The sequence below is a fragment of the Streptomyces subrutilus genome, assembly GCF_008704535.1.
GTDB classification, from domain to species: domain Bacteria; phylum Actinomycetota; class Actinomycetes; order Streptomycetales; family Streptomycetaceae; genus Streptomyces; species Streptomyces subrutilus.
In genome coordinates this window covers 2,826,988-2,852,056 of the sequence record NZ_CP023701.1, presented here as the reverse complement: position 1 = coordinate 2,852,056, position 25,069 = coordinate 2,826,988, and the positions used below count along the sequence as shown (strand labels likewise).

Annotated in this window: 27 protein-coding genes; 20 read left to right on the top strand and 7 right to left on the bottom strand. The window is 73.3% G+C overall.

Features of this window, described 5'->3' with window-relative positions; translation table 11 throughout:
* Window positions 1-20: 20 nt before the first annotated feature.
* From CP968_RS12165 to CP968_RS12120, 9 genes are all read left to right on the top strand, one after another.
* The gene (locus CP968_RS12165; RefSeq protein WP_150518030.1) at window positions 21-1,652 is read left to right on the top strand and encodes a peptide ABC transporter substrate-binding protein; all 1,632 of its coding nucleotides are present in this window, start codon (window positions 21-23) and stop codon (window positions 1,650-1,652) included.
* A 30-nt stretch (window positions 1,653-1,682) separates the two neighbouring features.
* Entirely contained in the window at window positions 1,683-2,606 is a 924-nt protein-coding gene (locus tag CP968_RS12160; protein ID WP_150518029.1) for an ABC transporter permease, read from the top strand.
* Window positions 2,599-3,618, top strand: a complete 1,020-nt coding sequence (locus CP968_RS12155; protein WP_150518028.1) for an ABC transporter permease — start codon at window positions 2,599-2,601, stop codon at window positions 3,616-3,618. The genes CP968_RS12160 and CP968_RS12155 overlap by 8 nt, the downstream gene beginning before the upstream one ends.
* A gap of 12 nt (window positions 3,619-3,630) precedes the next feature.
* Window positions 3,631-4,605, top strand: coding sequence for an ABC transporter ATP-binding protein (locus CP968_RS12150; RefSeq protein WP_150518027.1), 975 nt, complete (start codon window positions 3,631-3,633; stop codon window positions 4,603-4,605).
* Complete coding sequence (locus tag CP968_RS12145) at window positions 4,598-5,638, top strand: ABC transporter ATP-binding protein (protein WP_150518026.1); 1,041 nt, start codon at window positions 4,598-4,600, stop codon at window positions 5,636-5,638. Before CP968_RS12150 ends, CP968_RS12145 begins: the two co-directional genes overlap by 8 nt.
* 429 nt (window positions 5,639-6,067) lie before the next feature.
* Window positions 6,068-6,262, top strand: a complete 195-nt coding sequence (locus tag CP968_RS12140) for a hypothetical protein (protein WP_053677094.1) — start codon at window positions 6,068-6,070, stop codon at window positions 6,260-6,262.
* 31 nt (window positions 6,263-6,293) lie between these two features.
* On the top strand, window positions 6,294-7,187 hold the full coding sequence (gene mshB, locus CP968_RS12135) for an N-acetyl-1-D-myo-inositol-2-amino-2-deoxy-alpha-D-glucopyranoside deacetylase (protein ID WP_150518025.1): 894 nt from the start codon (window positions 6,294-6,296) through the stop codon (window positions 7,185-7,187).
* The gene (locus tag CP968_RS12130; RefSeq protein WP_150518024.1) at window positions 7,184-7,567 is read left to right on the top strand and encodes a DUF6113 family protein; all 384 of its coding nucleotides are present in this window, start codon (window positions 7,184-7,186) and stop codon (window positions 7,565-7,567) included. Before mshB ends, CP968_RS12130 begins: the two co-directional genes overlap by 4 nt.
* Window positions 7,568-7,773: 206 nt before the next feature.
* Window positions 7,774-9,738 carry a peptidoglycan binding domain-containing protein gene (locus CP968_RS12120; protein ID WP_167536795.1) on the top strand — a complete coding sequence of 655 codons (1,965 nt, stop codon included), beginning with the start codon at window positions 7,774-7,776 and terminating at the stop codon, window positions 9,736-9,738.
* 315 nt (window positions 9,739-10,053) lie between these two features.
* Here the strand turns inward: CP968_RS12120 and CP968_RS12115 are convergent, their stop codons facing one another.
* Window positions 10,054-10,845 carry a transglutaminase-like domain-containing protein gene (locus tag CP968_RS12115; protein WP_150518022.1) on the bottom strand — a complete coding sequence of 264 codons (792 nt, stop codon included), beginning with the start codon at window positions 10,843-10,845 and terminating at the stop codon, window positions 10,054-10,056.
* Window positions 10,842-11,828, bottom strand: coding sequence for a GNAT family N-acetyltransferase (locus tag CP968_RS12110; RefSeq protein WP_150518021.1), 987 nt, complete (start codon window positions 11,826-11,828; stop codon window positions 10,842-10,844). The genes CP968_RS12115 and CP968_RS12110 overlap by 4 nt, the downstream gene beginning before the upstream one ends.
* A 117-nt stretch (window positions 11,829-11,945) precedes the next feature.
* On the opposite strand from CP968_RS12110, the gene fdxA reads away from it, so the two are divergent.
* Together fdxA and dapC are read left to right on the top strand one after the other, a co-directional pair.
* Entirely contained in the window at window positions 11,946-12,275 is a 330-nt protein-coding gene (gene fdxA / locus CP968_RS12105) for a ferredoxin (protein WP_030027294.1), read from the top strand.
* A gap of 133 nt (window positions 12,276-12,408) precedes the next feature.
* Entirely contained in the window at window positions 12,409-13,503 is a 1,095-nt protein-coding gene (gene dapC / locus CP968_RS12100; RefSeq protein ID WP_150518020.1) for a succinyldiaminopimelate transaminase, read from the top strand.
* A 106-nt stretch (window positions 13,504-13,609) separates the two neighbouring features.
* Here dapC and CP968_RS12095 read toward each other — a convergent pair whose 3' ends face one another.
* Entirely contained in the window at window positions 13,610-13,957 is a 348-nt protein-coding gene (locus CP968_RS12095) for an ATP-binding protein (RefSeq protein ID WP_150518019.1), read from the bottom strand.
* A gap of 247 nt (window positions 13,958-14,204) precedes the next feature.
* Entirely contained in the window at window positions 14,205-15,188 is a 984-nt protein-coding gene (locus CP968_RS12090) for a hypothetical protein (protein WP_150518018.1), read from the bottom strand.
* A gap of 61 nt (window positions 15,189-15,249) precedes the next feature.
* Here CP968_RS12090 and dapE point away from each other — a divergent pair, with 61 nt between their 5' ends.
* Entirely contained in the window at window positions 15,250-16,329 is a 1,080-nt protein-coding gene (gene dapE, locus CP968_RS12085; protein WP_150518017.1) for a succinyl-diaminopimelate desuccinylase, read from the top strand.
* Window positions 16,330-16,393: 64 nt separating this feature from the next.
* Window positions 16,394-17,149 carry an LOG family protein gene (locus CP968_RS12080; RefSeq protein ID WP_150518016.1) on the top strand — a complete coding sequence of 252 codons (756 nt, stop codon included), beginning with the start codon at window positions 16,394-16,396 and terminating at the stop codon, window positions 17,147-17,149.
* Between the two features lie 75 nt (window positions 17,150-17,224).
* Here CP968_RS12080 and folP read toward each other — a convergent pair whose 3' ends face one another.
* Complete coding sequence (folP, locus tag CP968_RS12075; protein WP_150518015.1) at window positions 17,225-18,085, bottom strand: dihydropteroate synthase; 861 nt, start codon at window positions 18,083-18,085, stop codon at window positions 17,225-17,227.
* 77 nt (window positions 18,086-18,162) lie between these two features.
* On the opposite strand from folP, the gene CP968_RS12070 reads away from it, so the two are divergent.
* Both CP968_RS12070 and CP968_RS12065 read left to right on the top strand, forming a co-directional pair.
* Window positions 18,163-18,516: a DivIVA domain-containing protein gene (locus CP968_RS12070; RefSeq protein WP_150521877.1), complete on the top strand. Its 354-nt coding sequence runs from the start codon at window positions 18,163-18,165 to the stop codon at window positions 18,514-18,516.
* A complete protein-coding gene (locus tag CP968_RS12065; protein ID WP_150518014.1) occupies window positions 18,513-19,088 on the top strand; it encodes a DNA-3-methyladenine glycosylase I in 576 nt (191 codons plus the stop codon). Before CP968_RS12070 ends, CP968_RS12065 begins: the two co-directional genes overlap by 4 nt.
* A gap of 21 nt (window positions 19,089-19,109) precedes the next feature.
* Here CP968_RS12065 and chcB read toward each other — a convergent pair whose 3' ends face one another.
* Entirely contained in the window at window positions 19,110-19,913 is an 804-nt protein-coding gene (gene chcB, locus CP968_RS12060; RefSeq protein ID WP_150518013.1) for a 2-cyclohexenylcarbonyl CoA isomerase, read from the bottom strand.
* 333 nt (window positions 19,914-20,246) lie between these two features.
* Here chcB and CP968_RS12055 point away from each other — a divergent pair, with 333 nt between their 5' ends.
* Window positions 20,247-20,414, top strand: a complete 168-nt coding sequence (locus tag CP968_RS12055) for a DUF3117 domain-containing protein (RefSeq protein WP_003966491.1) — start codon at window positions 20,247-20,249, stop codon at window positions 20,412-20,414.
* Window positions 20,415-20,571: 157 nt separating this feature from the next.
* Complete coding sequence (locus tag CP968_RS12050) at window positions 20,572-21,189, top strand: hypothetical protein (protein WP_150518012.1); 618 nt, start codon at window positions 20,572-20,574, stop codon at window positions 21,187-21,189.
* Window positions 21,190-21,232: 43 nt separating this feature from the next.
* Here the strand turns inward: CP968_RS12050 and CP968_RS12045 are convergent, their stop codons facing one another.
* Entirely contained in the window at window positions 21,233-21,895 is a 663-nt protein-coding gene (locus CP968_RS12045; RefSeq protein ID WP_150518011.1) for an O-methyltransferase, read from the bottom strand.
* A gap of 178 nt (window positions 21,896-22,073) precedes the next feature.
* Between CP968_RS12045 and sigE the strand changes: the two genes are divergently transcribed.
* From sigE to CP968_RS12030, 3 genes are read left to right on the top strand one after another with little or no spacing between them, the layout of a single operon-like run.
* On the top strand, window positions 22,074-22,853 hold the full coding sequence (sigE, locus tag CP968_RS12040) for an RNA polymerase sigma factor SigE (protein ID WP_150518010.1): 780 nt from the start codon (window positions 22,074-22,076) through the stop codon (window positions 22,851-22,853).
* Window positions 22,850-23,533 (top strand): anti-sigma factor family protein, encoded by a 684-nt coding sequence (locus CP968_RS12035; protein ID WP_150518009.1) that lies wholly within the window; start codon window positions 22,850-22,852, stop codon window positions 23,531-23,533. Before sigE ends, CP968_RS12035 begins: the two co-directional genes overlap by 4 nt.
* Window positions 23,534-23,587: 54 nt before the next feature.
* Window positions 23,588-24,961, top strand: a complete 1,374-nt coding sequence (locus CP968_RS12030; protein WP_150518008.1) for a S1C family serine protease — start codon at window positions 23,588-23,590, stop codon at window positions 24,959-24,961.
* Window positions 24,962-25,069: the final 108 nt, after the last annotated feature.

Genomic DNA, 25,069 nt, shown 5'->3' with positions numbered 1-25,069 from the left:
GGACCCAGAGGAGGCACTCCATGCGCGGAGCCACCCACGCCAAGTGGGCCGCATGTGCGATGGCCGTCGCCCTCGCGGCGACGGCCTGCGGCGGCGGCGACGGCGGCGGAGGCGGCGGCGAGGGCGCGGGCGTCATCAGCTCCTCGTGGGGCGACCCGCAGAACCCGCTGGAGCCGGCCAACACCAACGAGGTGCAGGGCGGCAAGGTCCTCGACATGCTCTTCCGCGGTCTGAAGCGCTACGACCCGAAGACCGGCGCGGCGAACAACATGCTCGCCGAGAAGATCGAGACGACGGACAGCCAGAACTTCACGATCACGCTGAAGGACGGCTGGAAGTTCAGCAACGACGAGCCCGTCACCGCCCAGTCCTTCGTGGACGCCTGGAACTACGGGGCGGACGTCCGCAACAAGCAGAACAACGCGCCGTTCTTCTCGGACATCGTCGGCTACGACGCCCTGCACCCCAAGACCGGCGACCCCAGGACGAAGACGATGAGCGGCCTGGTCGTCAAGGACGCCAAGACCTTCACGGTGGCCCTCAAGGGGAAGTTCTCCACCTGGCCCGAGACCCTCGGCTACCAGGCCTTCTCCCCCCTGCCCAAGAGCTTCTTCACCGACCACTCCGGCTGGCTGAACAAGCCCGTCGGCAACGGCCCGTACACGGTGGACTCCTACACCAAGGGCACCGGGATGAAGCTGCGCAAGTGGGACGGGTACCCCGGCGCGGACAAGGCGCAGAACGGCGGCGTGGACCTCAAGGTCTACACCGACAACAACACCGCCTACACCGACCTGATCTCCGGCAACCTCGACCTCGTCGACGACGTGCCGGCGCAGCAGCTGAAGAACGTCCAGAACGACCTCGGCGACCGCTACATCAACCAGCCGGCCCTGATCATCCAGACCCTCACCTTCCCGCTCTACGACCCGCAGTGGAGCAAGGCGGGCATGGAGAAGGTCCGCCAGGGCATCTCGCGCGCCATCAACCGCGACGAGATCACCAAGCAGATCTTCCGCGACACCCGCACCCCCGCCAAGGACTGGACCTCGCCCGCCCTCGGCGACAAGGGCGGCTTCTCCGCCACCGTCTGCGGCGAGGCCTGCGCCTTCGACCCGGCCGAGGCCAAGAAGCTGGTCCAGGAGGGCGGCGGACTGCCCGGCGGCAAGGTCACCCTGACCTCCAACGTGGACACCGGCTCGCACCGCGAGTGGATGGACGCCGTCTGCAACAGCGTCAACAACGCCCTCGGCGAGGGCCCGGTCTGCACGGTCAACCCCATCGGCACCTTCGCCGACTTCCGCAACCAGCAGAGCGCCTTCAAGCTGACCGGCCCCTTCCGCTCCGGCTGGCAGGCCGACTACCCGCTGATCCAGAACTTCCTGGAGCCGCTGTACTACACGGGCGCCTCCTCGAACTACGGCAAGTTCAGCAACCCGGAGTTCGACAAGCTCGTCGACCAGGCCAACCAGGAGTCCGACGCGGCCAAGGCGACCGCGACCTTCCGCGACGCCGAGAAGATCCTCGCCGAGCAGATGCCGTCCATCCCGCTCTGGTACCAGAACGGCAGCGCCGGCTACTCCGAGCGGCTCACCGACGTGGCCCTCAACCAGTTCAGCGTCCCGGTCTACGACCAGATCAAGGTCAGCTGACCTCCCGACGGATCGATCCTGGAGCAGTCCATGGGACGTTATGTGATCCGGCGGCTGCTCCAGATGATCCCGGTGTTCATCGGCAGCACGTTCCTGATCTTCTTCATGGTGTACGCACTCGGCGACCCGGTCGCGGCCCTCTTCGGAGACAAGGCCCCCGACCCCGCCACCGCCGCGCGCATCCGCAAGGACCTGTACCTCGACCAGCCCCTGTGGAAGCAGTACCTGCACTACATGGGCCAGATCTTCCAGGGCGACTTCGGCACCGCCTTCAACGGCCAGAGCGTCACCTCGCTGATGGCCTCGGCCTTCCCCGTCACCCTGCGGCTGACGGCCATCGCGATCGTCATCGAGATCGTCGTCGGCATCACCCTCGGCGTCGTCAGCGGGCTGCGCCGCGGCAAGGCCGTCGACAGCGGCGTGCTGGTCCTCACCCTGATCGTCATCTCGGTGCCGACCTTCGTGACCGGCTACCTGCTCCAGTACCTCTTCGGCGTCAAATGGGGCTGGGTCCGCCCCACCGTCTCCCCGGAGGCCCCCTTCGACGAGCTGATCCTCCCCGGCATCGTGCTGGCCCTGGTCTCGCTCGCCTACGTCACCCGGCTCTCGCGCACCTCGATCGCCGAGAACGTCAGGGCGGACTACGTGCGCACGGCCGTGGCCAAGGGCCTGCCGCGCCGCCGGGTCACCACCCGCCACCTGCTGCGCAACTCCCTGATCCCCGTGGTCACCTTCATCGGCACCGACATCGGCGCCCTGATGGGCGGGGCCATCGTCACCGAGCGCATCTTCAACATCCACGGCGTCGGCTACCAGCTGTACCAGGGCATCCTGCGCAACAACGCCCCCACCGTCGTCGGCTTCGTCACCATCCTCGTCATCGTCTTCCTGCTGGCGAACCTGCTCGTCGACCTGCTCTACGCGGTCCTGGACCCGAGGATCCGTTATGCCTGAGCCCGAGCGCGAGGACCACGGCGCCTACGACCCGGTCGGCCCCCGGCCCCGCGAGGCGATCTCCCCGACCGGACAGGGCGGCGCGATGGACCTGGCCCTGGAAGAGGCCGAAAGCCTGGACAAGGGCCCGGGCCCGGGGCCGGCGGCCGGCACCGGAGCGCAGCAGAAGGCCCGCTCCCTGTGGTCCGACGCCTGGCACCAACTGCGCCGCAACCCCGTCTTCCTCATCTCCTCCCTGGTGATCCTCTTCCTGGTCGTCATCTCCATCTGGCCCCAGCTCATCGCGAGCGGCGACCCGCTCCAGTGCGACCTGTCCAAGTCCCAGGACGGCTCGTCGCCCGGACACCCCTTCGGCTACGACACCCAGGGCTGCGACGTGTACACCCGTACCGTCTACGGCGCGCGCGCCTCCATCACCGTCGGCATCTGCGCCACCCTCGGGGCCGCCCTGCTCGGCTCGGCGCTCGGCGGGCTCGCCGGGTTCTTCGGCAGCTGGGGGGACGCGCTGCTGTCCCGGGTCGCGGACATCTTCTTCGGCATCCCCGTCATCCTCGGCGGCCTGGTCTTCCTGTCCGTCGTCACCAGCGACACCGTCTGGCCCGTCGTCGGCTTCATCGTGCTGCTCGGCTGGCCGCAGGTCGCCCGCATCGCCCGCGGTTCGGTCATCACCGCCAAACAGCACGACTACGTCCAGGCCGCCCGCGCCCTGGGCGCCGGCAACGGCCGCCTGCTGCTGCGGCACGTCGCGCCCAACGCCGTCGCCCCCGTCATCGTCGTGGCCACCATCGCCCTGGGCACGTACATCGCCCTGGAGGCCACCCTGTCCTTCCTCGGCGTCGGCCTGCGCCCGCCCACCGTCTCCTGGGGCATCGACATCTCCAACGCCGCCTCGCAGATCCGCAACGCCCCGCACATGCTGCTCTACCCGGCCGGTGCGCTCAGCCTGACCGTGCTCGCCTTCATCATGCTCGGCGACGCGGTGCGCGACGCCCTCGACCCCAAGCTGCGCTGAGGAGCCCCGCACATGCTGCTCGAAGTCCGCGACCTGCACGTGGAATTCACGACGCGCGACGGAGTGGCCAAAGCGGTCAACGGCGTCGACTACTCGGTGGACGAGGGCGAGACCCTCGCCGTGCTCGGCGAGTCCGGCTCGGGCAAGTCGGTCACCGCGCAGGCCGTGATGGGCATCCTCGACGTGCCGCCCGGCCGCATCGCGGGCGGCGAGATCCTCTTCAAGGGCAAGGACCTCCTGAAGATGAAGGAGGAGGAGCGCCGGAAGATCCGCGGCGCCGAGATGGCCATGATCTTCCAGGACGCCCTGTCCTCCCTCAACCCCGTGCTGAGCGTGGGCGCCCAGCTCGGCGAGATGTTCGAGGTCCACCGCGGCATGTCCCGCAAGGACTCCCGCGCCAGGGCCGTCGAGCTGATGGACCGGGTCAGGATCCCGGCCGCGAAGGAGCGGGTGGGCGACTACCCGCACCAGTTCTCGGGCGGCATGCGCCAGCGCATCATGATCGCCATGGCGCTGGCCCTGGAACCCTCGCTGATCATCGCCGACGAGCCGACCACGGCCCTCGACGTGACGGTCCAGGCCCAGGTCATGGACCTGCTGGCCGAGCTCCAGCGCGAGCTGAACATGGGCCTGATCCTGATCACCCACGACCTCGGCGTCGTCGCCGACGTCGCGGACAAGATCGCGGTCATGTACGCCGGCCGGATCGTCGAGGCCGCTCCCGTCCACGAGATCTACCGGGCGCCCGCCCACCCGTACACCCGCGGCCTGCTGGACTCCATCCCGCGCCTCGACCAGAAGGGCCAGGAGCTGTACGCCATCAAGGGCCTGCCGCCCAACCTGCTGGCCATCCCGCCCGGCTGCGCCTTCAACCCCCGCTGCCCGATGGCCCGGGCCGTCTGCCGGGCCGAGGTGCCCCCGCTGGCCCCCGTCGCCCCGGAGCGCTCCAGTGCCTGCTTCTTCTGGACGGAGTGCCTCCATGGCTGAGCCCCTCCTCGAAGTGACCGGCCTGGTGAAGCACTACCCGCTGACCCAGGGCATCGTCTTCCGCAAGCAGATCGGCGCCGTCAAGGCCGTCGACGGGGTCTCCTTCACGCTGGCGGCCGGCGAGACCCTGGGCATCGTGGGGGAGTCCGGCTGCGGGAAGTCCACCGTCGCCAAGATGCTCGTCAACCTGGAGCGGCCGACCTCGGGCGCGATCTCGTACAAGGGCGAGGACATCACCAAGCTGTCCGGCCGCGCCCTGAAGGCCGTCCGCCGCAACATCCAGATGGTCTTCCAGGACCCGTACACCTCGCTGAACCCGCGCATGACGGTCGGCGACATCATCGGCGAGCCCTACGAGATCCATCCCGAGGTGGCCCCCAAGGGCGACCGGCGGCGCAAGGTCCAGGACCTGCTCGACGTGGTCGGCCTCAACCCCGAGTACATCAACCGCTACCCGCACCAGTTCTCCGGCGGCCAGCGCCAGCGCATCGGCATCGCCCGCGGCCTGGCCCTGCGGCCCGAGGTCATCGTCGCCGACGAACCGGTCTCCGCCCTCGACGTCTCCGTGCAGGCGCAGGTCATCAACCTGATGGGCCGGCTCCAGCACGAGTTCGGCCTCTCCTACGTGTTCATCGCGCACGACCTGTCCATCGTCCGGCACATCTCCGACCGGGTCGGCGTGATGTACCTGGGCCGGGTCGTGGAGATCGGCACCGACGAGCAGATCTACGACCACCCCACCCACCCGTACACCCAGGCCCTGCTGTCGGCCGTCCCCGTCCCGGACCCCGAGGCCCGCGCCCACCGCGACCGGATCATCCTCAGCGGCGACGTCCCGTCCCCGGCCAACCCGCCCTCCGGCTGCCGCTTCCGCACCCGCTGCTGGAAGGCCCAGCCGCGCTGCGCCTCCGAGGAGCCGCTGCTCGCCGTCCCGGCGGTCTTCCCCGATGGCCCGGCCGCCCACCCGTCTGCCTGCCACTTCGCGGCCGAGCGCCGGGTGCTCCCCCCGCCGCCGGAGGAAGCGGGGCCCTAGCGGAAGTGTGCGGAAGGCCGGCACCGGTAGGCGGACGGGGGACACCGCAGAGCGGACGGGAGGCCGGCGCGGGGCCGCGCCGGAGCGATCATTTCTCGCCACCCCGCGCGGCACCCCCCGGAGCGGTGATCGGGTACCCCAACAGTGTTAACACAGGGGCAACTTGACCGTTTCTGCCCCGAGATCTGGACCGTGCAGCCTGGGTCCGGTGCGGCCGTGCGGGTGCCGAGAGCCGGCCGGACGGGCGCTCAGCCTGTCCGGTCGGCCTCCCCCGTGACCCCGACCGTGCGCCGCGTACGCCCCTCGCGCTGCCGGAATTCGACCGGTCCAGTGGCACGGATAGTTATGATTCGTAGCGCATGGTGGGTATGACTCTCGCCGAGCACAGATACGCGTACCGATGTCCGCTCGACGTGGAGGTGAAACGCCGTGGCACTCTCGATCTCGGCCGTGGTGCTGCTGGCGATCGTCGTCTTCCTGCTGGTCCGAAGGTCGGGCCTGAAGGCGGGACACGCGGTGGTCTGTGTCCTGCTCGGCTTCTACCTGGCGAGCTCCACCATCGCCCCGACCCTCAGCCAGCTCACGTCCAACGTGGCCAGCATGATCAGCGGGCTCAAGTTCTAGGGTTCCGGGCCGCTCGGCCTACGCTTGCCCCATGAACGGTCTTCCCGCCCGTCGTCTGCTGCTCGTGCACGCGCACCCCGACGACGAGTCGATCAACAACGGCGTCACCATGGCCAAGTACGCGGCCGAGGGGGCCCACGTCACCCTGGTGACCTGCACCCTCGGCGAAGAGGGCGAGGTCATCCCGCCCGGCCTCGCCCACCTGGCCGCCGACCGCGACGACGCCCTGGGACCCCACCGCGTCGGCGAACTCGCCGCCGCCATGGCCGAACTGGGCGTCACCGACCACCGGTTCCTCGGCGGCGCCGGCCGCTTCCGCGACTCCGGGATGATGGGCGCGCCCCAGAACACCCGCCCCGGAGCCTTCTGGTCCGCCGACGTGGACGAGGCCGCCGGACACCTCGTCGAGGTGATCAGGGAGGTGCGGCCGCAGGTGCTCGTCACCTACGACCCCGACGGCGGCTACGGCCACCCCGACCACATCCAGGCCCACCGCGTCGCGACCCGCGCCGCCGAACTGGCCGCCGACCCCGGCCACCGCCCCGGGGCCGGAGAGCCGCACCGCATCGCGAAGACCTACTGGAACCGGGTGCCGCTCTCGGTGGCCGAGGAGGGCTTCGCCCGGCTGCGGGCGAGCGGCGCGGGACCCTTCCCCGGCACGGCCTCGCCACAGGACGTGCCCGGCGTCGTCGACGACGGGCGGATCACCGCCGAGATCGGCGGGGAGGAGGCCCACGCGGCCGCCAAGACCGCCGCCATGCGGGCGCACGCCACCCAGATCGCCGTGGACGGGCCCTTCTTCGCCCTCTCCAACGACCTCGGGCAGCCGCTCTTCGTCCGCGAGTACTACGAACTCGTCGCGGGCCGGCCGGGCGCCCCCGCCGGCGAACGCGAACGCGACCTCTTCGCGGGGGTGGACGCGTGAGCACCGCACTGAACCCGGCGCGGATCGCCGGCTGCCTCGGCCTGCTGGTGCTCGGCGCGGTGACCGGGGCGGCGGGCTGGCTCGTGGTGGACCTCTGGTTCCCCGGCGGGCTGCTGCTCGGCCTGCTCGCCCTCTTCGGGCTGTTCCTCGGCGGACGGCTCGCCCTCGGGACGGGCCCGGGCGTGGGCGGCGCGGCGGCGGGCTGGTTCCTCGCCTACGTGGTGCTCAGCATCCCGCGCCCCGAAGGGGACTTCCTGCTGGGTTCGTCCGGAATCGGCATGTACGCCTACCTTTTGGGCGGCACCGTGCTCGCTGTGATGTGCGCCACGATGCGCGGTCCGCTCCAACGGCCGGTTTCGGACGCCCGCACCGCCAAGTGACGTGCGGGAGAACCGTGTCGGGGGAAGGACCCAAGCGGGACGGACAGGGGCGAGAAGGACACGCCGGAGGGGTGCGCCGGGGCCCGTGAGGAACCCCTGATTCCCGGTGGTCAGTTGTGCACGGGCGGCGGCCAGTATGGTGGACGGGCCGCCGAGCTGCCCGCGCACGGTATGACGGGCGGCGGAGCCAACCGGGAGAACCTGCCTTGAGTCGTGAAACCGACAGTTCGTCCTCCGGGCCCCAGGGGCGCGGTGGAGCCGCGTACCCCTCGGGCACGCCGCCGTATGGAACCGGCCAGTATCCGTCCACGACTGTGCCGCCCGGGCCTGGCGCGACGACCGCCCCGGAGGAGAACCCTGTGACCTCGAACCCGTCCACGCCCGAATCCGACGGGCCCAAGACCGAGACCACCCTGACGACCCGGATCCGGATCAACATCCCGGGTTCCCGGCCGATCCCGCCGGTGGTCGTGCGCAAGCCGATGGGCGCCGACGACGCGAACGCCGACCCCGCGCGGCCCCACCAGGACCCGGCCCCCGCGCCGTCCGGGCGGGCGCCCTCCGCGGCGCAGCCCAAGCCGCCCCTGCCGACCCGGATCGAGGCCGAGCGCGAGCCGTCCGGCGACCGGGGCGAGGGCGGGGAGGCCGCCGGCAACTGGTTCGCCCCCCGCAAGGGCGCCACCCGGCCCCCGGCCGACGCGGCCCCCGCACCCGCACCCCCGCGCGGCGCCGCTCCGGCGCCCGCCCCCGCACCGCAGCACGGCCCCGCCGCCGGACGCGGCCCGGCCCCCGCACCGGTCCCGGGCGCGGGCTTCGCTCCGTCGCCCGCCACCGGGGCCCCCGCGCCGAACTTCGTGCCGCCGGGGTCCGCCGCCGCGCCCGGCCCGCGCCCCGGCGCCGGCGCGCCCCAGGGCTTCCCCGGCTACCCGGGTGACGGAGCCGGCGCCGACCCCGTCACCGAGGCGTTCCCCGCGTACGGCGGCGGCCCCGCCGGACCCACCGGCGGCCCCGGCTTCGGAGCCGGTCCCGGGGACGGCCCGGCGGGTGGTCCCGCCGGTGGCCCCGCCGGCGGTCCTCCCGGCGCGTACGACGCCCCCCGCGGCGACGGCCGCTGGCCCGGACCCGGGCTCGACGGCCCCGCACCGGCCCCGTCGCCCGCACCGGCCCCGTCGCCCGCCGCCGCCCGGCCCGCGCCGCCGAAGCAGAAGGCCGCACCCGCCAAGGCCGCCAAGAAGGGCCGCTCCAAGCTGGTCCTCCTCGGCGTCGGGATCGTCGGCGTCCTCGGCGTGGCCTACGGGGCCGGACTGCTCCTGAACCACTCCGACGTGCCCAAGGGCACCACCGTCCTCGGCGTCGACATCAGCGGCAGCCGCGACGAGGCCGTGGCCAAGCTGCAGAACGCCTTCGGCGCCCGAGCCACCGCGCCGCTCCAGCTGACGGTCGGCGGCAAGCAGGTCGAACTGAAGCCCGAGAAGGCCGGCCTGACCCTCGACAGCCAGACCACCGTGCGCAACGCGGCGGGCAGCGACTACAACCCCGTCACCGTCATCGGCTCCCTCCTCGGCGAGGAGCGCACCGCGGAGCCGGTGATGCCGGTCGACGACGAGAAGCTCCAGGTCGCGCTCCAAGAGCTCGCGGGCACGGCCGGCACGGTCACCGAGGGCACCATCACCTTCGACACCGGCAAGGCCGTCGCCGTCGCCGGCAAGCCCGGCACCACGCTCGACGCGGACGCCTCGGCCGAACTCGTCTCCAAGGCCTTCCGCGCGATGGTGGCCGACGGCAAGGCGGCCCCGGTCGAACTGCCCGTCACCGCCAAGGCGCCCACCATCGACCAGGCCGAACTCGACCGGGCCATGAAGGAGTTCGCCGAGCCGGCGATGTCGGGCAACGCCACCGTCAAGGCCGGCGCCAAGTCCCTGCCCTTCGGCAGCCGGTCCCTGCCGCGCATCCTGAGCATGCAGCCGGTGGACGGCCACCTGGTGCCCAAGTTCGACCTGGAGGTCCTCAAGGAGACCTACGGGAACACCTTCGACGGCATCCTGATCACCCGGGGCACCGGCGCCAAGACCGCCGTCACCCCGCAGGACGTCGCCGGAGCCCTCGGCGAGGCCCTGCGCGGCAAGACCCCGGCGGAGCGGACCGCGGTCATCGACACCAACGCGGGCTAGGTCGTCTCTTTCGGATCGTGCCGGGCCCGCGACGCCTGGCACCGTGCCTGGCCGCACTGCCGAGGCGACCACGTACGTCCAGTACGCGAGCGCCCCGGCAGCACGCCCAGGCACGGCACCAGACGCCGCGGGCTCGGCCGACAAGATCCGAAAGAGACGACCCAGGCGGTCCCGTTCGCGCGGTGCCGGACCCGCTGCCCGGCACCGCACCGCACCGCACCTCGCCGCGGGGCCGCCCGCGTACGTCCGGTACGCGGGCGCCGCCGGGCGGGGACGCGCCGCCGGCGCACCGCCGGGGCCGCGGGCCGGGGCGGGTCAGTTCAGCAGGGCCCGGGCGGAGGCGGCCTCCGCGCGGATGCGGCCCGCCGCGCCGGTGTCGATCGCGTCCACCACCGTCGCGTACGCGTCCAGTTCCGCCGCACCCTCGCGGAAGGAGCCCCGCTCCACCAGCAGCCGCGCCCGCTCGTAGCGCAGCGACGCCGGGTGCGACGGCAGCAGCAGCGACAGCTCCAGCGCCCACAGCGCCACCCCGGACTGCTCCGGACGCGTCGAGGCCCACGCCCGGATGTTGTTCAGGATGCGCAGGACGACGTCCAGGGTCCGCGCGGGCGTCCGGGGGCCCTGCGCCAGCTCCGCCGGCCCCGCGCCCAGCGAGGCCCCGCCCGCGAACGGGTCTACCACCACGCCCTCCTCCGGATCGCCGAAGCCCACCACGAAGTGGCCCGGCAGCCCGAGCCCGTACACCGGCGCCCCGGCCCGCCGCGCCACCTCCAGCCACACCACCGACAGCAGGATCGGCAGCCCCCTGCGCCGCCTCAGCACCTCGTGCAGCAGCGAGGACGACAGCCGGTCGTAGTCGGCCGGGGTGCCGTGGAAGCCGAGCCGGCCGCCGAGCAGCTCCGTGACCGCCGAGGCCCAGGCACGGCCGCCGCGCAGCCCGTACGGCAGCATCCCGGCCAGCCGGTCCAACTCGATCTGCGCCCAGTCCAGGGCCCGTTCGTCCAGCTCCGGATCGCCCTCCGCGGCCAGCAGCAGGCACAGCAGCGCCAGGTCCGGCCGCTCCGAGCGCGCCTCCGCCGCGAACCGCTCCCGCCCCGCGGAGATCACGCCGCCGCCCGGAAGTGGTGGTAGGCGTGGTGCGTGGCGAAGCCCAGTCCGTCGTACAGCGCCCGCGCCCCCGCGTTGTCCGCCTCCACCTGGAGCCAGGCCGCCGACGCGCCCTCCTCCAGCGCCCGGCGCGCCAGCGCCGCCATCACCGCCGTCGCCAGGCCCTCCCGCCGGTGCGCCGGATCGACCGCCACCGCCGCGAAGCCGGCCCACCGGCCGTCCACCACGCACCGGCCGACGGCCCGGCCCCCGTCCAGCGACGCGAACCACACCGACGGCCCCGCCACCAGCATCCGCCGGGCCGGCTCCGGATCGCCGACCTTCCCGTAGCGCCCGAGCCACTCCTCGCCCGGGGTGCGCGTCAGCCGTACGGCCCCGGCCGCCGGGGCGTCCACGTCGCCCACCGGGGCCAGCGCGGCGATCCGCACCTGCGCCGAGACCTCCGCGGCCCAGCCCAGCCGCTCCAGCTCCGCGCAGAGGAGCTCCTGCGTGCCGGCGGCGCCCGTCGCGGCCTGCACGTAGGCCGGCAGGCCCCGGCGCGCGTACCAGGACGTCACCCGCGCGAGTGCTTCCTCCACCGGTATCCCGGGGTCGCCGAGCGGCAGCACCGAGTTGGCCCGGCGGGTGAAACCGGCGGTCGCCCGCAGCGTCCAGTCGCCCAGCGCCTCGCTCTCCAGCGGTTGCCAGGCCCGCGCGGTGACCCGCGCCAGCTCCTCGAAGGAGGCCGCGGGACCCCGCCGGCGGGCCGGTGCCGGGGGCACGACCTTGCCCGCGACCAGCGCCGATTGCGCGATGCGGACGGTCCGGCCGTCCTTTCGTGTGATCAGCAGCACACCCTCGTACCAGGATGTGAGAACGCCGACCGTGTCCGTGAAACCGGGCGATCCGCCCGACCCGGGCTCCACCCGTCGTACAGAGACTCGTTTACCCACGTCAGCGGGGGTGATACGGACCTCCAGCAGCCCGCCGGCAGTGATTTCCACAGCTCTGTCCGCCCCTCCTGTTCGGATCGTGCCCGGGAACGGAGATACTAGATGCGGGCATCGACGACGCCGCGCTCCCGCGCGATATGGAAAGCCCTACCGAGGAGGAACGAGAGCGTGACCTACGTCATCGCGGAGCCTTGTGTCGACGTCAAGGACAAGGCATGCATCGAAGAGTGCCCCGTCGACTGCATCTACGAGGGCCAGCGGTCCTTGTACATCCACCCGGACGAGTGCGTCGACTGTGGTGCGTGTGAGCCGGTCTGCCCGGTCGAGGCCATCTTCTACGAGGACGACACCCCGGAGGAGTGGAAGGACTACTACAAGGCGAACGTCGAGTTCTTCGACGAGCTCGGTTCGCCCGGTGGTGCCTCCAAGCTCGGCCTGATCGAGCGCGACCACCCCTTCGTCGCGGGGCTTCCCGCCGGCATCAACGGCGAGCACTGACCCTTCACGTCGGACACGCCCCCCGGTCCCGTACGGCCTGCCCGCCGCACGGGACCGAGGTGTTTCCGGCGAGCGCCGCCGCTTCCCGTTCCCGGGGCGCCCCCGCCCCCTCCAGGCAGAGAGCAGAGACACCGTGGCCGCAGTATCCGACCGTCTTCCCGTCTTCCCCTGGGACAAGCTGGAGCCGTACAAGGCCACGGCGGCGGCCCACGCGGACGGCATCGTCGACCTGTCGATCGGCACCCCCGTGGACCCGGTCCCCGAGCTGATCCAGCGCGCCCTCGCCGGCGCCGCCGACTCCCCGGGCTACCCGACGGTGTGGGGCACGGCCGCCCTGCGCGACGCGATCACGGGCTGGGTGCGCGGCCGGCTCGGCGCGAGCGGCGTCGGGCACCACAACGTCCTGCCGGTCGTCGGCTCCAAGGAACTGGTGGCGTGGCTGCCGACCCAGCTGGGCCTGGGCGCGGGCGACGAGGTCGCCTACCCCCGGCTCGCCTACCCCACGTACGAGGTCGGCGCGCGGCTGTGCGGGGCCGAGCCCGTGGTGTACGACGACCCGACCGCGCTCGACCCGGCCGGCCTGAAGCTGCTGTGGCTCAACTCCCCCTCCAACCCCACCGGCAAGGTCCTCCCGAAGGAGGAGCTGATCCGGATCGTGGCCTGGGCGCGCGCGCACGGAGTCCTGGTCTTCAGCGACGAGTGCTACCTGGAACTGGGCTGGGAGGCGGAGCCGGTCTCGGTGCTCCACGACGACGTGTGCGGCGGCTCCTACGAGGGCCTCGTCGCGGTGCACTCGCTGTCCAAGCGGTCCAACCTGGCCGGCTACCGGGCCGCCTTCGCCGCCGGCGACGCGGACGTCCTCGGCGAGCTGCTGCAGATCCGCAAGCACGGCGGGATGATGACCCCCGCGCCCGTGCAGGCGGCCACCGTGGCCGCGCTCGGCGACGACGCGCACGTGGCCGAGCAGCGCGAGCGCTACGCCGCCCGCCGTGCGGCCCTGCGCACCGCCCTGGAGGCCCACGGCTTCCGCGTCGAGCACAGCGAGGCCAGCCTCTACCTGTGGGTGACCCGCGACGAGCCCTGCTGGGACACCGTCGCCCACCTCGCGGGTCTCGGCATCCTGGTCGCGCCCGGCGACACCTACGGCGAGGCGGGCGCGCGGTTCGTCCGGGTGGCCTTCACCGCCACCGACGAGCGTGTCGAGGCGGCCGTCAAGCGCCTGGCCTGAGCCCGGCCCCGGCAGTACCGCCGGGCCCGGCCGGACAGCCCGAAGGGGCCGGGAGTTCGTGCTCCCGGCCCCTTCGGAGTCTTCCGCGCCCCGCGCGCGGGGCGGGTCAGCCGCCGAGCGGCAGACCCGCCAGCGGCAGCCCGCCGGTGGGGAGCTGGCCCACCGGCAGCTGCTGCGCGGTGGGCAGGCCGCCGAGCATCTGCCCGGCGCTGCCGGCCAGGTCGGTGGCGGGCGCGGCGGCCGGCACGGCCTGGGTGGCCGTGCGCGTCACGGTGTCCGTGGCGGCCGAGGCGTCGGCGGTGTCCGGGGCGGTGAGCGCGTTCAGCTGCGGAAGCTGCGGCACGGACTCCAGGCCCGCGGCGCTGGCCGCGCCGGCCGCACCGACCACGGGCGCCGCCCCGGCTGCGAGGAGCAGCGCGGCACGGGCGATCCGGCGGGTCAGGGGGAGGGACATGTTGCTCCTAAGCGGTAGCGGCTGCGTACGCCGTGTACAACCGCCCGCGGGGTGGGTCGGGTTGCGCAGGTCGCGGGTAAAGGATCGGCAACGCATCGTTTTATCGGCTTCCGTGACAAACGCATCGCACCCGCTCCCACCAGGGCTTCCCGTGCACGCGGACCTGTCGGCGCGACGCCGCGGCCACCCCCGCACGGGTGACGTCTCGCACGCACGCCCGGGTGCTCCGGGGCCGGTCGGCGGCCGCTCAGCGGGCCACGAAGATCCGGATCTCGCCCGCCCCGGACGCGTGCCGCCCGCCCGTCCCGTCGCCGCCCGACGGCTGCCACGCGGCGCCCGAGAGGCCGGCGGCCCACGCGCCGCCCGCGTACGAGACCCGCGCGATCCCCAGCTCCCCGGAGCGGGCCACCGCCCACTGCGCCATCGCCCGCCCGCGCCGCACCTCGGCCGCGCCGCCGCCGTCCAGCCGCAGGTTCACCTCGGCCTCGCGCGCCCCGTCCGCCCCGTCCGCCCCGGTGACGCCGGGCCGTCCGTCGCCGCCGCCGGCCAGCGCCTGCGCGCCGAAGGTCCGGGACAGCTCCGCACGCACCTTCTGCGGATCGCCCGCCGCGGCCTCGGGGCCCGAACAGGACAGGGAACCCGCCCCGCCGATGGCCGCCGTCAGCACGGCCGCGTCCGGCTCGTGCTTCGCGTACGCGTCCGGGAAGCCGCTGCGCTGCACCGTCTGCGCCGCCTCCGCGAGCGGGAGCTCCGCGTACCTCGGCACCTCGGCGAGACGGTCGTAGAAGACCCCGGCCGAGTAGACCGGGTCCATGACCTGTTCCGGCGCGCCCCAGCCCTGGGAGGGCCGCTGCTGGAACAGGCCCAGCGAATCGCGGTCCCCGTGGTCGAGGTTGCGCAGCGCCGACTCCTGCATGGCCGTGGCCAGCGCGATCGTCACCGCCCGGTCCGGCAGCCCCCGCACGATGCCGACCGCGGCTATCGTGGCCGCGTTCGCCGCCTGCTCCGGCGTCAGCTCGTACGTCCCGCCGGCCGCGCCCGGCCCGGCACCCGCCCCCGCGGCCCGCGCGACGCAGTACGGGGCGCCCCCGCCGTTGTAGTACCGCTGCACGGCGGCGTACCCGACGACCGCGAGCAGGACCAGGAAGCCGACGGCCGCGCGCAGGAGCCTGCGGCGGCGGGGGCGGGGACGACGGGTCTCGGACACCGGCCCACCGTACTTGAGGCACATGTCGCGTCCACCGGCCGGACGACACGGCCCCGGCGGGGCCCGGGGCGTTAGGGTCGGGTGCATGGCCGAATCCGAGCTGGACCTCACCCTGGACGCCGCCGAGCTGACCGCCCGGCTCGTCGACATCCCTTCCGTGAGCGGCGACGAGAAGCTGCTCGCCGACCTCGTGGAACACGCGCTGCGCGCCCTGCCGCACCTCACCGTGGACCGCTTCGGCAACAACGTCGTCGCCCGCACGCACCTGGGCCGCGCCGAGCGCGTCGTGCTCGCGGGCCACCTCGACACCGTGCCGATCGCCGACAACGTCCCCTCGCGGCTCGACGAGAACGACGTCCTGTGGGGCTGCGGCACGACGGACATGAAGTCGGGGGTGGCCGTGCAACTGCGCATCGCCGCCACCGTGCCCGAGCCCAACCGGGACCTCACCTTCGTCTTCTACGACCAGGAGGAGGTCGCCGCCGACCTCAACGGCCTCGGCAAGGTCGCCGAGGCCCATCCGGACTGGCTCACCGGCGACTTCGCGGTCCTGCTGGAGCCCTCCGACGCCGAGGTCGAGGGCGGCTGCCAGGGCACCCTGCGCGTCCTGCTGCGCACCGCCGGCGAACGCGCCCACTCCGCCCGCAGCTGGATGGGGTCCAACGCGATCCACACCGCCGGCCCGATCCTGGCGAAGCTCGCGGCGTACGAGCCGCGCAGGCCGCTCATCGACGGCCTGGAGTACCACGAGGGCCTCAACGCCGTCCGCATCGAGGGCGGCGTCGCCAACAACGTCATCCCCGACGCGTGCACGGTCACCGTCAACTTCCGCTACGCCCCCGACCGCAGCGAGGCCGAGGCGCTCGCGCACGTGCGGGAGGTCTTCGCCGACTGCGACGTCGCCGAGTTCGTGGTCGACGACTCCTCGGGCGGCGCGCTCCCGGGGCTCGCCCACCCCGCCGCCGCGGCCTTCATGGCGGCGGTCGGCGGCCGCGCCATGCCGAAGTTCGGCTGGACGGACGTCGCGCGCTTCAGCGCGCTGGGCGTCCCGGCCGTCAACTACGGCCCGGGCGACGCGCTGCTGGCGCACAAGGTCGACGAACGCGTCGAGACGAAGGCGATCCTGCACTGCGAAGAACGACTCCGTTCCTGGCTGACCGACTGAATTCCGCTGCTCGTCACCTTCGTGCGCCTACCCTGATCCAACGATCAGCAGGAGGGAGCACGTCATGGGCAACCCCGAAGGTTCCGCGCGTCGGCCCGAGGAGCAGCAGCTCGGGCCGGTGCTGAGGAGGCGGAGCCAGGTGCAGGCGGGCAGTACGACGGACCAGCGGCTGCTGGATTCGGCCGGGCCCTCCGAATGGGTGCACACCGATCCCTGGCGGGTCCTGCGCATCCAGTCGGAGTTCATCGAGGGCTTCGGCACGCTCGCCGAGCTGCCGCCCGCGATCAGCGTGTTCGGCTCGGCGCGGACCCCGGTGGACTCGCCGGAGTACGAGGCCGGCGTACGGATCGGGCGGGCCCTGGTCGACGCCGGTTTCGCGGTGATCACCGGCGGCGGTCCGGGCGCCATGGAGGCGGCCAACAAGGGCGCCCGGGAGGGCAGCGGCATCTCCGTCGGGCTCGGCATCGAGCTCCCCTTCGAACAGGGGCTCAACGAGCACGTCGACCTCGGGCTGAACTTCCGGTACTTCTTCGTCCGCAAGACGATGTTCGTGAAGTACAGCCAGGGCTTCGTGGTCCTGCCGGGCGGCCTCGGCACGCTCGACGAGCTGTTCGAGGCGCTGACCCTGGTGCAGACCCAGAAGATCACCCGCTTCCCGATCGTGCTGTTCGGCACGGCGTACTGGAGCGGCCTGATCGACTGGCTGCGCGACACGGTGATCGCGCAGGGCAAGGCCTCGGAGAAGGACCTCTACCTGTTCCACGTCACGGACGACGTGGACGAGGCCATCGCGCTGGTGACGAAGGAAGTCGGGAAGTAGGACCGGCCGACCGGCCCGGCGGTCCGGGACGCGGAGCCGGCAGCAGCTGCCGCCCGCGGCCCGGCCGGGACCGGGTCAGGCCAGGCCGCGCCGGGCGACCGCCGGGGGTCGGTGGCCCGCGATCGAGGCGACCATGTCCAGCACCTGCCTGGTCTCCGCCACCTCGTGGACCCGGTAGACCCGGGCGCCCAGCCAGGCCGAGACGGCCGTCGTCGCCAGCGTCCCGAGCAGCCGCTCCTTGACCGGCCGGTCGAGGGTCTCGCCGACGAAGTCCTTGTTCGACAGGGAGACCAGCACCGGCCAGCCCGTGTCGGCCATCTCCGGCAGCCGGCGGGTGGCCTCCAGGGAGTGCCGGGTGTTCTTCCCGAAGTCGTGACCCGGATCGATCATGATCGACTCGCGCGGCACGCCGAGGGCCGCGGCGCGTTCGGCCAGGCCCACCGTCACCCGCAGGATGTCCGCCATCACGTCCTCGTACGCGATCCGGTGCGGCCGGGTGCGCGGCTCGGCCCCGCCCGCGTGGGTGCAGACCAGGCCCGCGCCGTACCGGGCGGCGACCTCCGCCAGCTTCGGGTCCACCCCGCCCCACGCGTCGTTCAGCACGTCCGCGCCCGCCTCGCACACGGCCTCGCCGACCTCGTGCCGCCAGGTGTCCACGCTGATCACCACGTCCGGGTGGCGGCGGCGCACCTCGGCCACGAAGCCCACCGTGCGCCGGGCCTCCTCGGCCGCGTCCACGTGCTCGCCCGGGCCCGCCTTCACTCCGCCGATGTCGACGATGGCGGCGCCCTCGGCCACCGCCCGCTCCACCCGGTCCAGCGCCGGCTCGTCGCGGAACGTCGCGCCCTGGTCGTAGAAGGAGTCGGGAGTCCGGTTCACGATGGCCATGATCACCGGCTCGTGGGTGTCGAACTCGCGCCTGCCCAGTCGCAGCATCCTGCTCTTTCCTCCTTCGGCGGCCCTCGCGCCTCGCCAGCGACCTTAACCTGGTGGCCGGAAGTCTCTCAGGGGAGTTGATCGTGTTCTTCTTCTTGATGATCGCGCTGGTCGTGGTCGTGGCAGCGGTCACCCTCGCGGTGATCGGCGGCGGCTCGGAAGCCGTCCTGCCGGAAGCGGAGCCGGACCGGGTGGCCGACGGGCTGCCGGAGACCCGGCCGGTCGTCCGGGCGGACATCGACGCGCTGCGGCTGCCGGTGGCGCCGCGCGGGTACCGGATGGCCGAGGTGGACGACGTACTGGAGCGCCTCGCGGCCGAGCTGGCGGAGCGCGACGCGCGGATCGCCGAGCTGACGGCCGCGGCGGGCGGCGACGGTGCGGGCGCCCCCGACGCCGACCGGGTCGACCTCACCAAGGACGGCGGACGGTGACCGGTACCGTGGCGGGCCCCGACGGGCTGCCGCGCTGCCCGTGGGGGCTGTCGACGGCGGACTACGTCGCGTACCACGACACGGAGTGGGGCCGTCCGGTCCACGGCGACGACGCGCTGTACGAGCGGCTGTGCCTGGAGGCCTTCCAGTCGGGGCTGTCCTGGCTGACGATCCTGCGCCGGCGGGAGGGGTTCCGTACCGCCTTCGCCTCCTTCGAGATCGCGAAGGTGGCCGCGTTCGGCCCGGCCGACGCGGAGCGGCTCCTCGCCGACGAGGGGATCATCCGCAACCGGGCCAAGATCGACGCCACCCTGGCCAACGCGAAGGTGCTGGCCGACTGGGAGCCGGGCGAACTGGACACCCTCATCTGGTCGTACGCCCCCGAGGAGCCGGGTCCGGCCCCGCGGACCACCGCCGACGTTCCCGCGGTGACCCCCGCATCCACCGCACTGGCCAAGGCCCTGAAGAAGGCGGGCATCCGCTTCGTCGGCCCGACCACCGCCTACGCCCTCATGCAGGCCTGCGGACTGGTCGACGACCACCTGGCGGACTGCGTCTCCCGCGGGGCCTGAGCGCCGCGGGAGAGCGCCGGTTCAGCGGCCCAGGTACCGGGGCGGCCGCTTGTCGAGGAAGGCCTGGACGGCGATCGCGTGGTCCTCGGAGGCGCCCGCACGGGTCTGCAGCGCGTCCTCGCGGTCCAGCGCCTGCGACAGCGAGTGCGCCGCCCCGTACGCCAGGGACTCCTTCAGCGCCGCGTACGCCACGGTCGGACCGGCCGCCAGCGTGCGGGCGAGCGCCTCGGCCTCGGCGTGCAGTGACTCCGAGGGCACCAGGCGGTTGGCGATGCCCAGCTCGAACGCCTCCTGGGCGCGGACCGGGCGCGGGAACAGCAGCAGGTCGGACGCGCGGGAGGCGCCGATCAGGCGCGGCAGAGTCCAGGACACCCCGGAGTCGGCCGTCAGGGCGACCCCCGCGAAGGAGGTGGTGAAGGAGGCCGTGTCGGCGACGACGCGGAAGTCCGCGGCGAGCGCGAAGCCGAAGCCCGCCCCGGCCGCCACCCCGTTCACCCCGGCCACCACCGGCTTGGGCATCCCGGCCAGGGCCCGGACGATGGGGTTGTAGTGCTCGGCGACGGTGCTCATGGTGAGCGAGGAACCCCCCTCGCGGTCCGCCGCGAGGTTGCCGATGTGCTCCTTGAGGTCCTGGCCGACGCAGAAGGCGCGGTTGCCGGCGGCCGTCAGCAGGACCGCGCGCACCGCGGTGTCCTGCTCCGCCGCCCGGACCGCGTCGCGCAGGGCGACCTTGGCCTCGGTGTTCATCGCGTTCATCGCGTCCGGACGGTTGATCGTGATGGTGGCGAGTCCGTCGGTCACTTCGTAGAGCACGCTGTCGGCCATGGCAGGGGGTCCCCCTTCGTCGCGGGCTTGGCTACCGGCCGGTACTTGCCGGTGCAAGGGCCAGCATGGCGGACCGGGCGGCGGGCACACATGTGATGTGCGTCAAAGAAAGCGGAGCCCGTTCGCCGGGAGCGGCGGCGAAGTATCGCAGGCGGGTCCCCGAAATGAGTGGTTTTGGCCGAGCGCGTTGCCGAACCGTTCACGGGCGATGTTGGTCATCGGGTCCTGACATGCGGGATAATGGCCAAGAAGCAATGTGTTCGATGCCGGGTACTAGGCGCCTGAACGGGGCCGTCGGCTGACGATGAGCTGGTTTCAGGAAGGGGAACGAGCATGGCGGCCATGAAGCCGCGGACGGGCGACGGCCCGCTCGAGGTCACCAAGGAGGGGCGGGGCATCGTCATGCGCGTACCGCTCGAAGGCGGTGGTCGGCTTGTCGTCGAGCTGACCCCCGACGAGGCGGACGCCCTGGGTGACGCCCTGAAGAAGGTCGTCGGCTGAACCGTCGGCACCCTCTGCGTTCTCCGCACTGCCCCGGCCGCTCGTCCCGACGAGCGGCCGGGGCAGTGCCGTACCCCGGACCGGCCGGCCCCCGCCAGGGCCCGCCGGTCCGCTCTCCGCGTCCCCGCGCGCCTTCCCCGCCGCTCCGGAGTCATGCGTGTCCTTCGCCCCGCCCGCCCCGCCCGTCTTCGCCGACTGCACGCCGCGGCAGAAGGCGGCGCGGGTGCTGTCCGACGTCCTGGCCCCCGCCAACCTGGTGATCGCGCAGCTCCTGCTGATCGGCGCGCACGCCACCGGGTCCTGGCCGGGCCTGGGCTGGGGGCTGCTCGCGGCCCTGTTCTGCGGCGGCGTCCCGCTCGGGATCATCGCGTACGGGGTGCGGCGCGGGAGGCTGACCGACCAGCACATCCGGGTGCGGCGCCAGCGGGTCGCGCCGATGGTGCTCAGCCTCGCCTCCGTGGCCGCCGGGACCGCACTGCTGCGCGCCCTCGGGGCCCCGTCCGAGGTCCTCGCGCTGGTCGCCGCGATGCTCGTCGGCCTCGTCGCGACGCTGCTGGTCACGGTGGGCTGGCAGATATCCGTCCACCTGTCGGTGGCCGGCGGCACGCTCACGGTCCTGCTGACCGCCCTCGGACCCGTGGCCCTGCTCGCCCTGCCCCTCCTCCCGGCCGTCGGCTGGGCGCGCCTGGTGCTGCGGGCGCACACCCCGGCGCAGGTGGCGGCCGGGGCGGCGCTGGGGGCCGTCTCCGCGCTCGCCTTCGCCCTGCTGCGCTGACGGGCGGCCCCCGGGTGCGCAGGGGCGTGCGGTCGCAGGGGGGTCAGCGCCGCACGGCGCACAGCAGGCCGTCGCCCACCGGGAGCAGGGCGGCCTCCAGGGCCGGGCTCTCCCGGACGCTGCGGAGCAGTTCGCGCACGCGCAGCACCTCCACGGGCTGGGCCGCCGAGTCGACCGTGCGGCCGTCGGAGAAGACCCCCTCGAAGCAGACCAGCCCGCCGGGGCGCAGCAGCCGCAACGATTCGGCGAGGTAGTCCAGGGACTCGGTGGGGTCCCCGTCGCAGAAGACGAGGTCGTACCCGCCGTCGGCGAGACGGGGGAGCACGTCGAGGGCGCGGCCGGGGATGAAGCGGGCGCGGTTGCCGGCGAAGCCGGCGGCGCGGAAGGCCTGGCGGGCGAAGGCCTGCCGGTCGGCCTCGGGATCGACCGTGGTCAGGACCCCGTCGGGGCGCATTCCGTGGAGCAGGTGGATGCCGGAGACGCCCGTTCCGGTACCGATCTCGGCCACCGCCTTGGCGTCCGCGGTGGCGGCGAGCAGGCGCAGCGCGGCCCCGGTACCGGGGGAGACGGACCGCAGTCCCGCTTCCCTGGACCGGTCGCGGGCCCACCGCAGAGCGTCGTCCTCGGCGACAAACGCGTCGGCGAACGCCCAGCTCGTCTGCCGGTTGCCGGTAATGACCCTCTCCTGTCCCCATAGTTGTGGCAACGGTGACTGTATCCGCTGGCGTCGGGAACCCGCAGATGGGACCGGGCGTTGTGAAGGGTGGAGGCGGGATCAGAAGGGACGGCGCCGGGCAGATCGGCGGTACGCGTCCTTCCGGGGTCCCGGACCAGGGCAAAGATACTGCAAAAATGCTTATCCCGAGCTGACGGAGGGGGTGGCTATGGTAGGGACTCCACTGGACACCACCAGAGCCGACAGGGGAGGTGCGGCTGCCCCTGTGGATCGTGGAGGCGTGTTCAGGCGTCTCTTCTGGTCGGCGGGTGAGCCGAAATCCGTGACCGACATTGCTGACCGCTTCCACACCGCCGACACCGCAACCACCGCGACCTTTGCCGCCGATGCGGGCTCGCAGGCGTGGACGCCTCCCTCGTGGGAGGAGATCGTCAGCACGCACAGTGCGCGGGTCTACCGTCTCGCCTACCGTCTGACGGGCAACCAGCACGATGCCGAGGACCTGACGCAAGAGGTCTTCGTCCGTGTCTTCCGGTCGCTGTCCACGTACACGCCCGGCACCTTCGAGGGCTGGCTGCACCGGATCACCACGAACCTGTTCCTGGACATGGTCCGCCGCAAGCAGCGCATCCGCTTCGACGCGCTCGGCGACGACGCCGCGGAGCGGCTGCCGAGCCGCGAGCCCTCCCCGCAGCAGGTGCTGCACGACACCCACTTCGACGCGGACGTGCAGCAGGCGCTGGACACCCTCGCGCCCGAGTTCCGCGCCGCCGTGGTGCTGTGCGACATCGAGGGGCTGTCGTACGAGGAGATCGCCGCCACCCTCGGCGTGAAGCTCGGCACCGTCCGCAGCCGCATCCACCGCGGCCGCTCGCACCTGCGCAAGGCGCTCAAGCACCGGTCTCCCGAGGCCCGTGCGGAGCAGCGCGCGCTGGCGGGAGCGGCGGTGGGCACGCCCGGTGCCGGGGGAGAGGGCGGAGCCGAGTGAGCGGAGCCAGTCCGTCCCCTGCCGAACAACACCTGGGCGACCGCCTCGCCGCACTGGTGGACGGCGAGTTGAACCACGACGCCCGCGAGCGGGTCCTGTCGCACCTCGCCACCTGCGCCAAGTGCAAGGCCGAGGCCGATGCGCAGCGCCGCCTGAAGACCCTCTTCGTGGAGAGCGCCCCGCCGCCGCTGTCCGCCGGGCTGCTGGCCCGGCTCCAAGGGCTGCCGGGCGGCGGCCCGGACGGCCCGCCCGGTCCCGCCGGGCCCGGTGGTTCCGCAGGCCGGAGGGCGGCCCCGCCCGGGGCCGACCCCTTCTCCTCGTTCGCCTACGCCCTGCCCCCGGCCGCCCCGGCGCGCCAGGAGGGGTTCCGCATCCACGAGGTGGGCCGACCGCGCCGGCGGCTGGCGTTCGTGGCCGCCGGAGCCGTGTCGCTGGCCGCGCTCGCGCTCGGCGGCTCGCTGCCGCTGGACGGAGTGGAGCCGAACGCCCGGGGTGAGTCCCCCGCGCCCGCCTCCCGACCCGGACCGGGCGTCTCCGTGGCCGACGCGGTCGTGCGCGACCGGCTGCCCACGCCCGCCGCCGTCCCCGGGCCGGGACTCGCCTCGTCCCTGCCGGCGCCGCTCCCGCCGCTCCACCCGTCCCCCGTGACGTCGGCTCGACCCGTCTCCCTGCTGCGCTGACCCGGGACCTGATTGAATCTGCGGCACATGCGCACGAGCACGCGGGGAGCGCCCATGGCCGACAGGCAGCACACCGAACCGGCTCCACTGTGGTGGAGCCGGCCCGAGGCCGCGGCCGATCCGCGCCCCGACGGGGTTCCCCCGCCGCGGCCGGGGACGGCCACGGCTCCCGACCCGCTGCCGGAGGCCGGGCCCGGGACCGGGCCGGGGGCCGCGCCCGAGGACGCCGGTGATCCGGCCGGGGCGCCGCCCGCGGTGCGGTACGACCCCTGGGGCGAACAGCCGCTCCAGACGGTGGACCGGGGCCGCGGGCGCGGTGGTTTCCGGCTGTGGCACCTCGTCGCCTTCGGCCTGGGCACCGCGCTGCTCGCCGGCGGCATCGGCGGCTACCTCGGCGTGCTGGCCGAACGGCGGAGCAGCACCCGGCTGGAGCTGCCCCAGGCGGCCGCCGAGGCGGACCGGGGCCGGGCGCCCGACAGCGTGGCCGGGATCGCGGCCACCGCCCTGCCCGGCGTGGTGACCCTGCACGTACGGGCCGCCTCCGGCGGCGGCACGGGCACCGGCTTCGTCCTCGACGGGCAGGGCCACATCCTCACCAACAACCACGTCGTCGCCGACGCCAAGGCGATAACGGTCACCTTCAGCACCGGCGAGAGCGTCAGCGCCGAGCTGGTCGGCCGCGACTCCGGCTACGACCTCGCCGTGGTCAAGGTCAGCGGGGTGCGCGGGCTGCGGCCGCTGAGCCTGGGCAACTCGGAGAACGTGAAGGTCGGCGATCCGGTGGTGGCCATCGGAGCGCCGTTCGACCTGTCCAACACGGTCACGGCCGGCATCATCAGCGCCACCGGCCGCCCGGTCACCGCAGGCGGGGACAAGGGCGACGGCAGCGACATCAGCTACGTGGACGCCCTCCAGACCGACGCCCCCATCAACCCCGGCAACTCGGGCGGCCCCCTCCTCGACTCCCGGGCCCGCGTGATCGGCATCAACAGTGCGATCCGGGGCGCGGACAAGGCCGACGGGGACGGGGCCGAAGGGGTCCGGCAGGGCGGCTCCATCGGACTGGGCTTCGCCATCCCGGTCAACCAGGGCAAGCGCGTCGCCGAAGAGCTCATCCGCACCGGCCGCGCCACCCACCCCGTCATCGGAGTCACCCTCGACATGCAGTACACGGGCGACGGAGCCCGGGTCGGGGACAAGGGCGCGGACGGCAAGCCCTCCGTGGTGGCCGACGGGCCCGGCGCCCGCGCCGGCATCAGGGCCGGGGACGTCATCACCAAGGTCGACGGACAGCGCGTCCGGGGCGGTGACGAGCTCATCATCAAGATCAGGGCCCACCGGCCGGGTGATCCGCTGGCCCTCACCGTGGTCCGCGACGGCCGGGAGCGCACGCTGGAAGTGGTCCTCGGATCGGCGAACGGCTCATGAGCGCCGCGTGACGCGCGGGTGAAACCGTTTCCGGTGCGGTACGCGGGTAGGGCCACGCGGAGAAGGCCGGGTACCGTGTGTCGGGGCCGGAGTGAAGAGAGCCGAGGA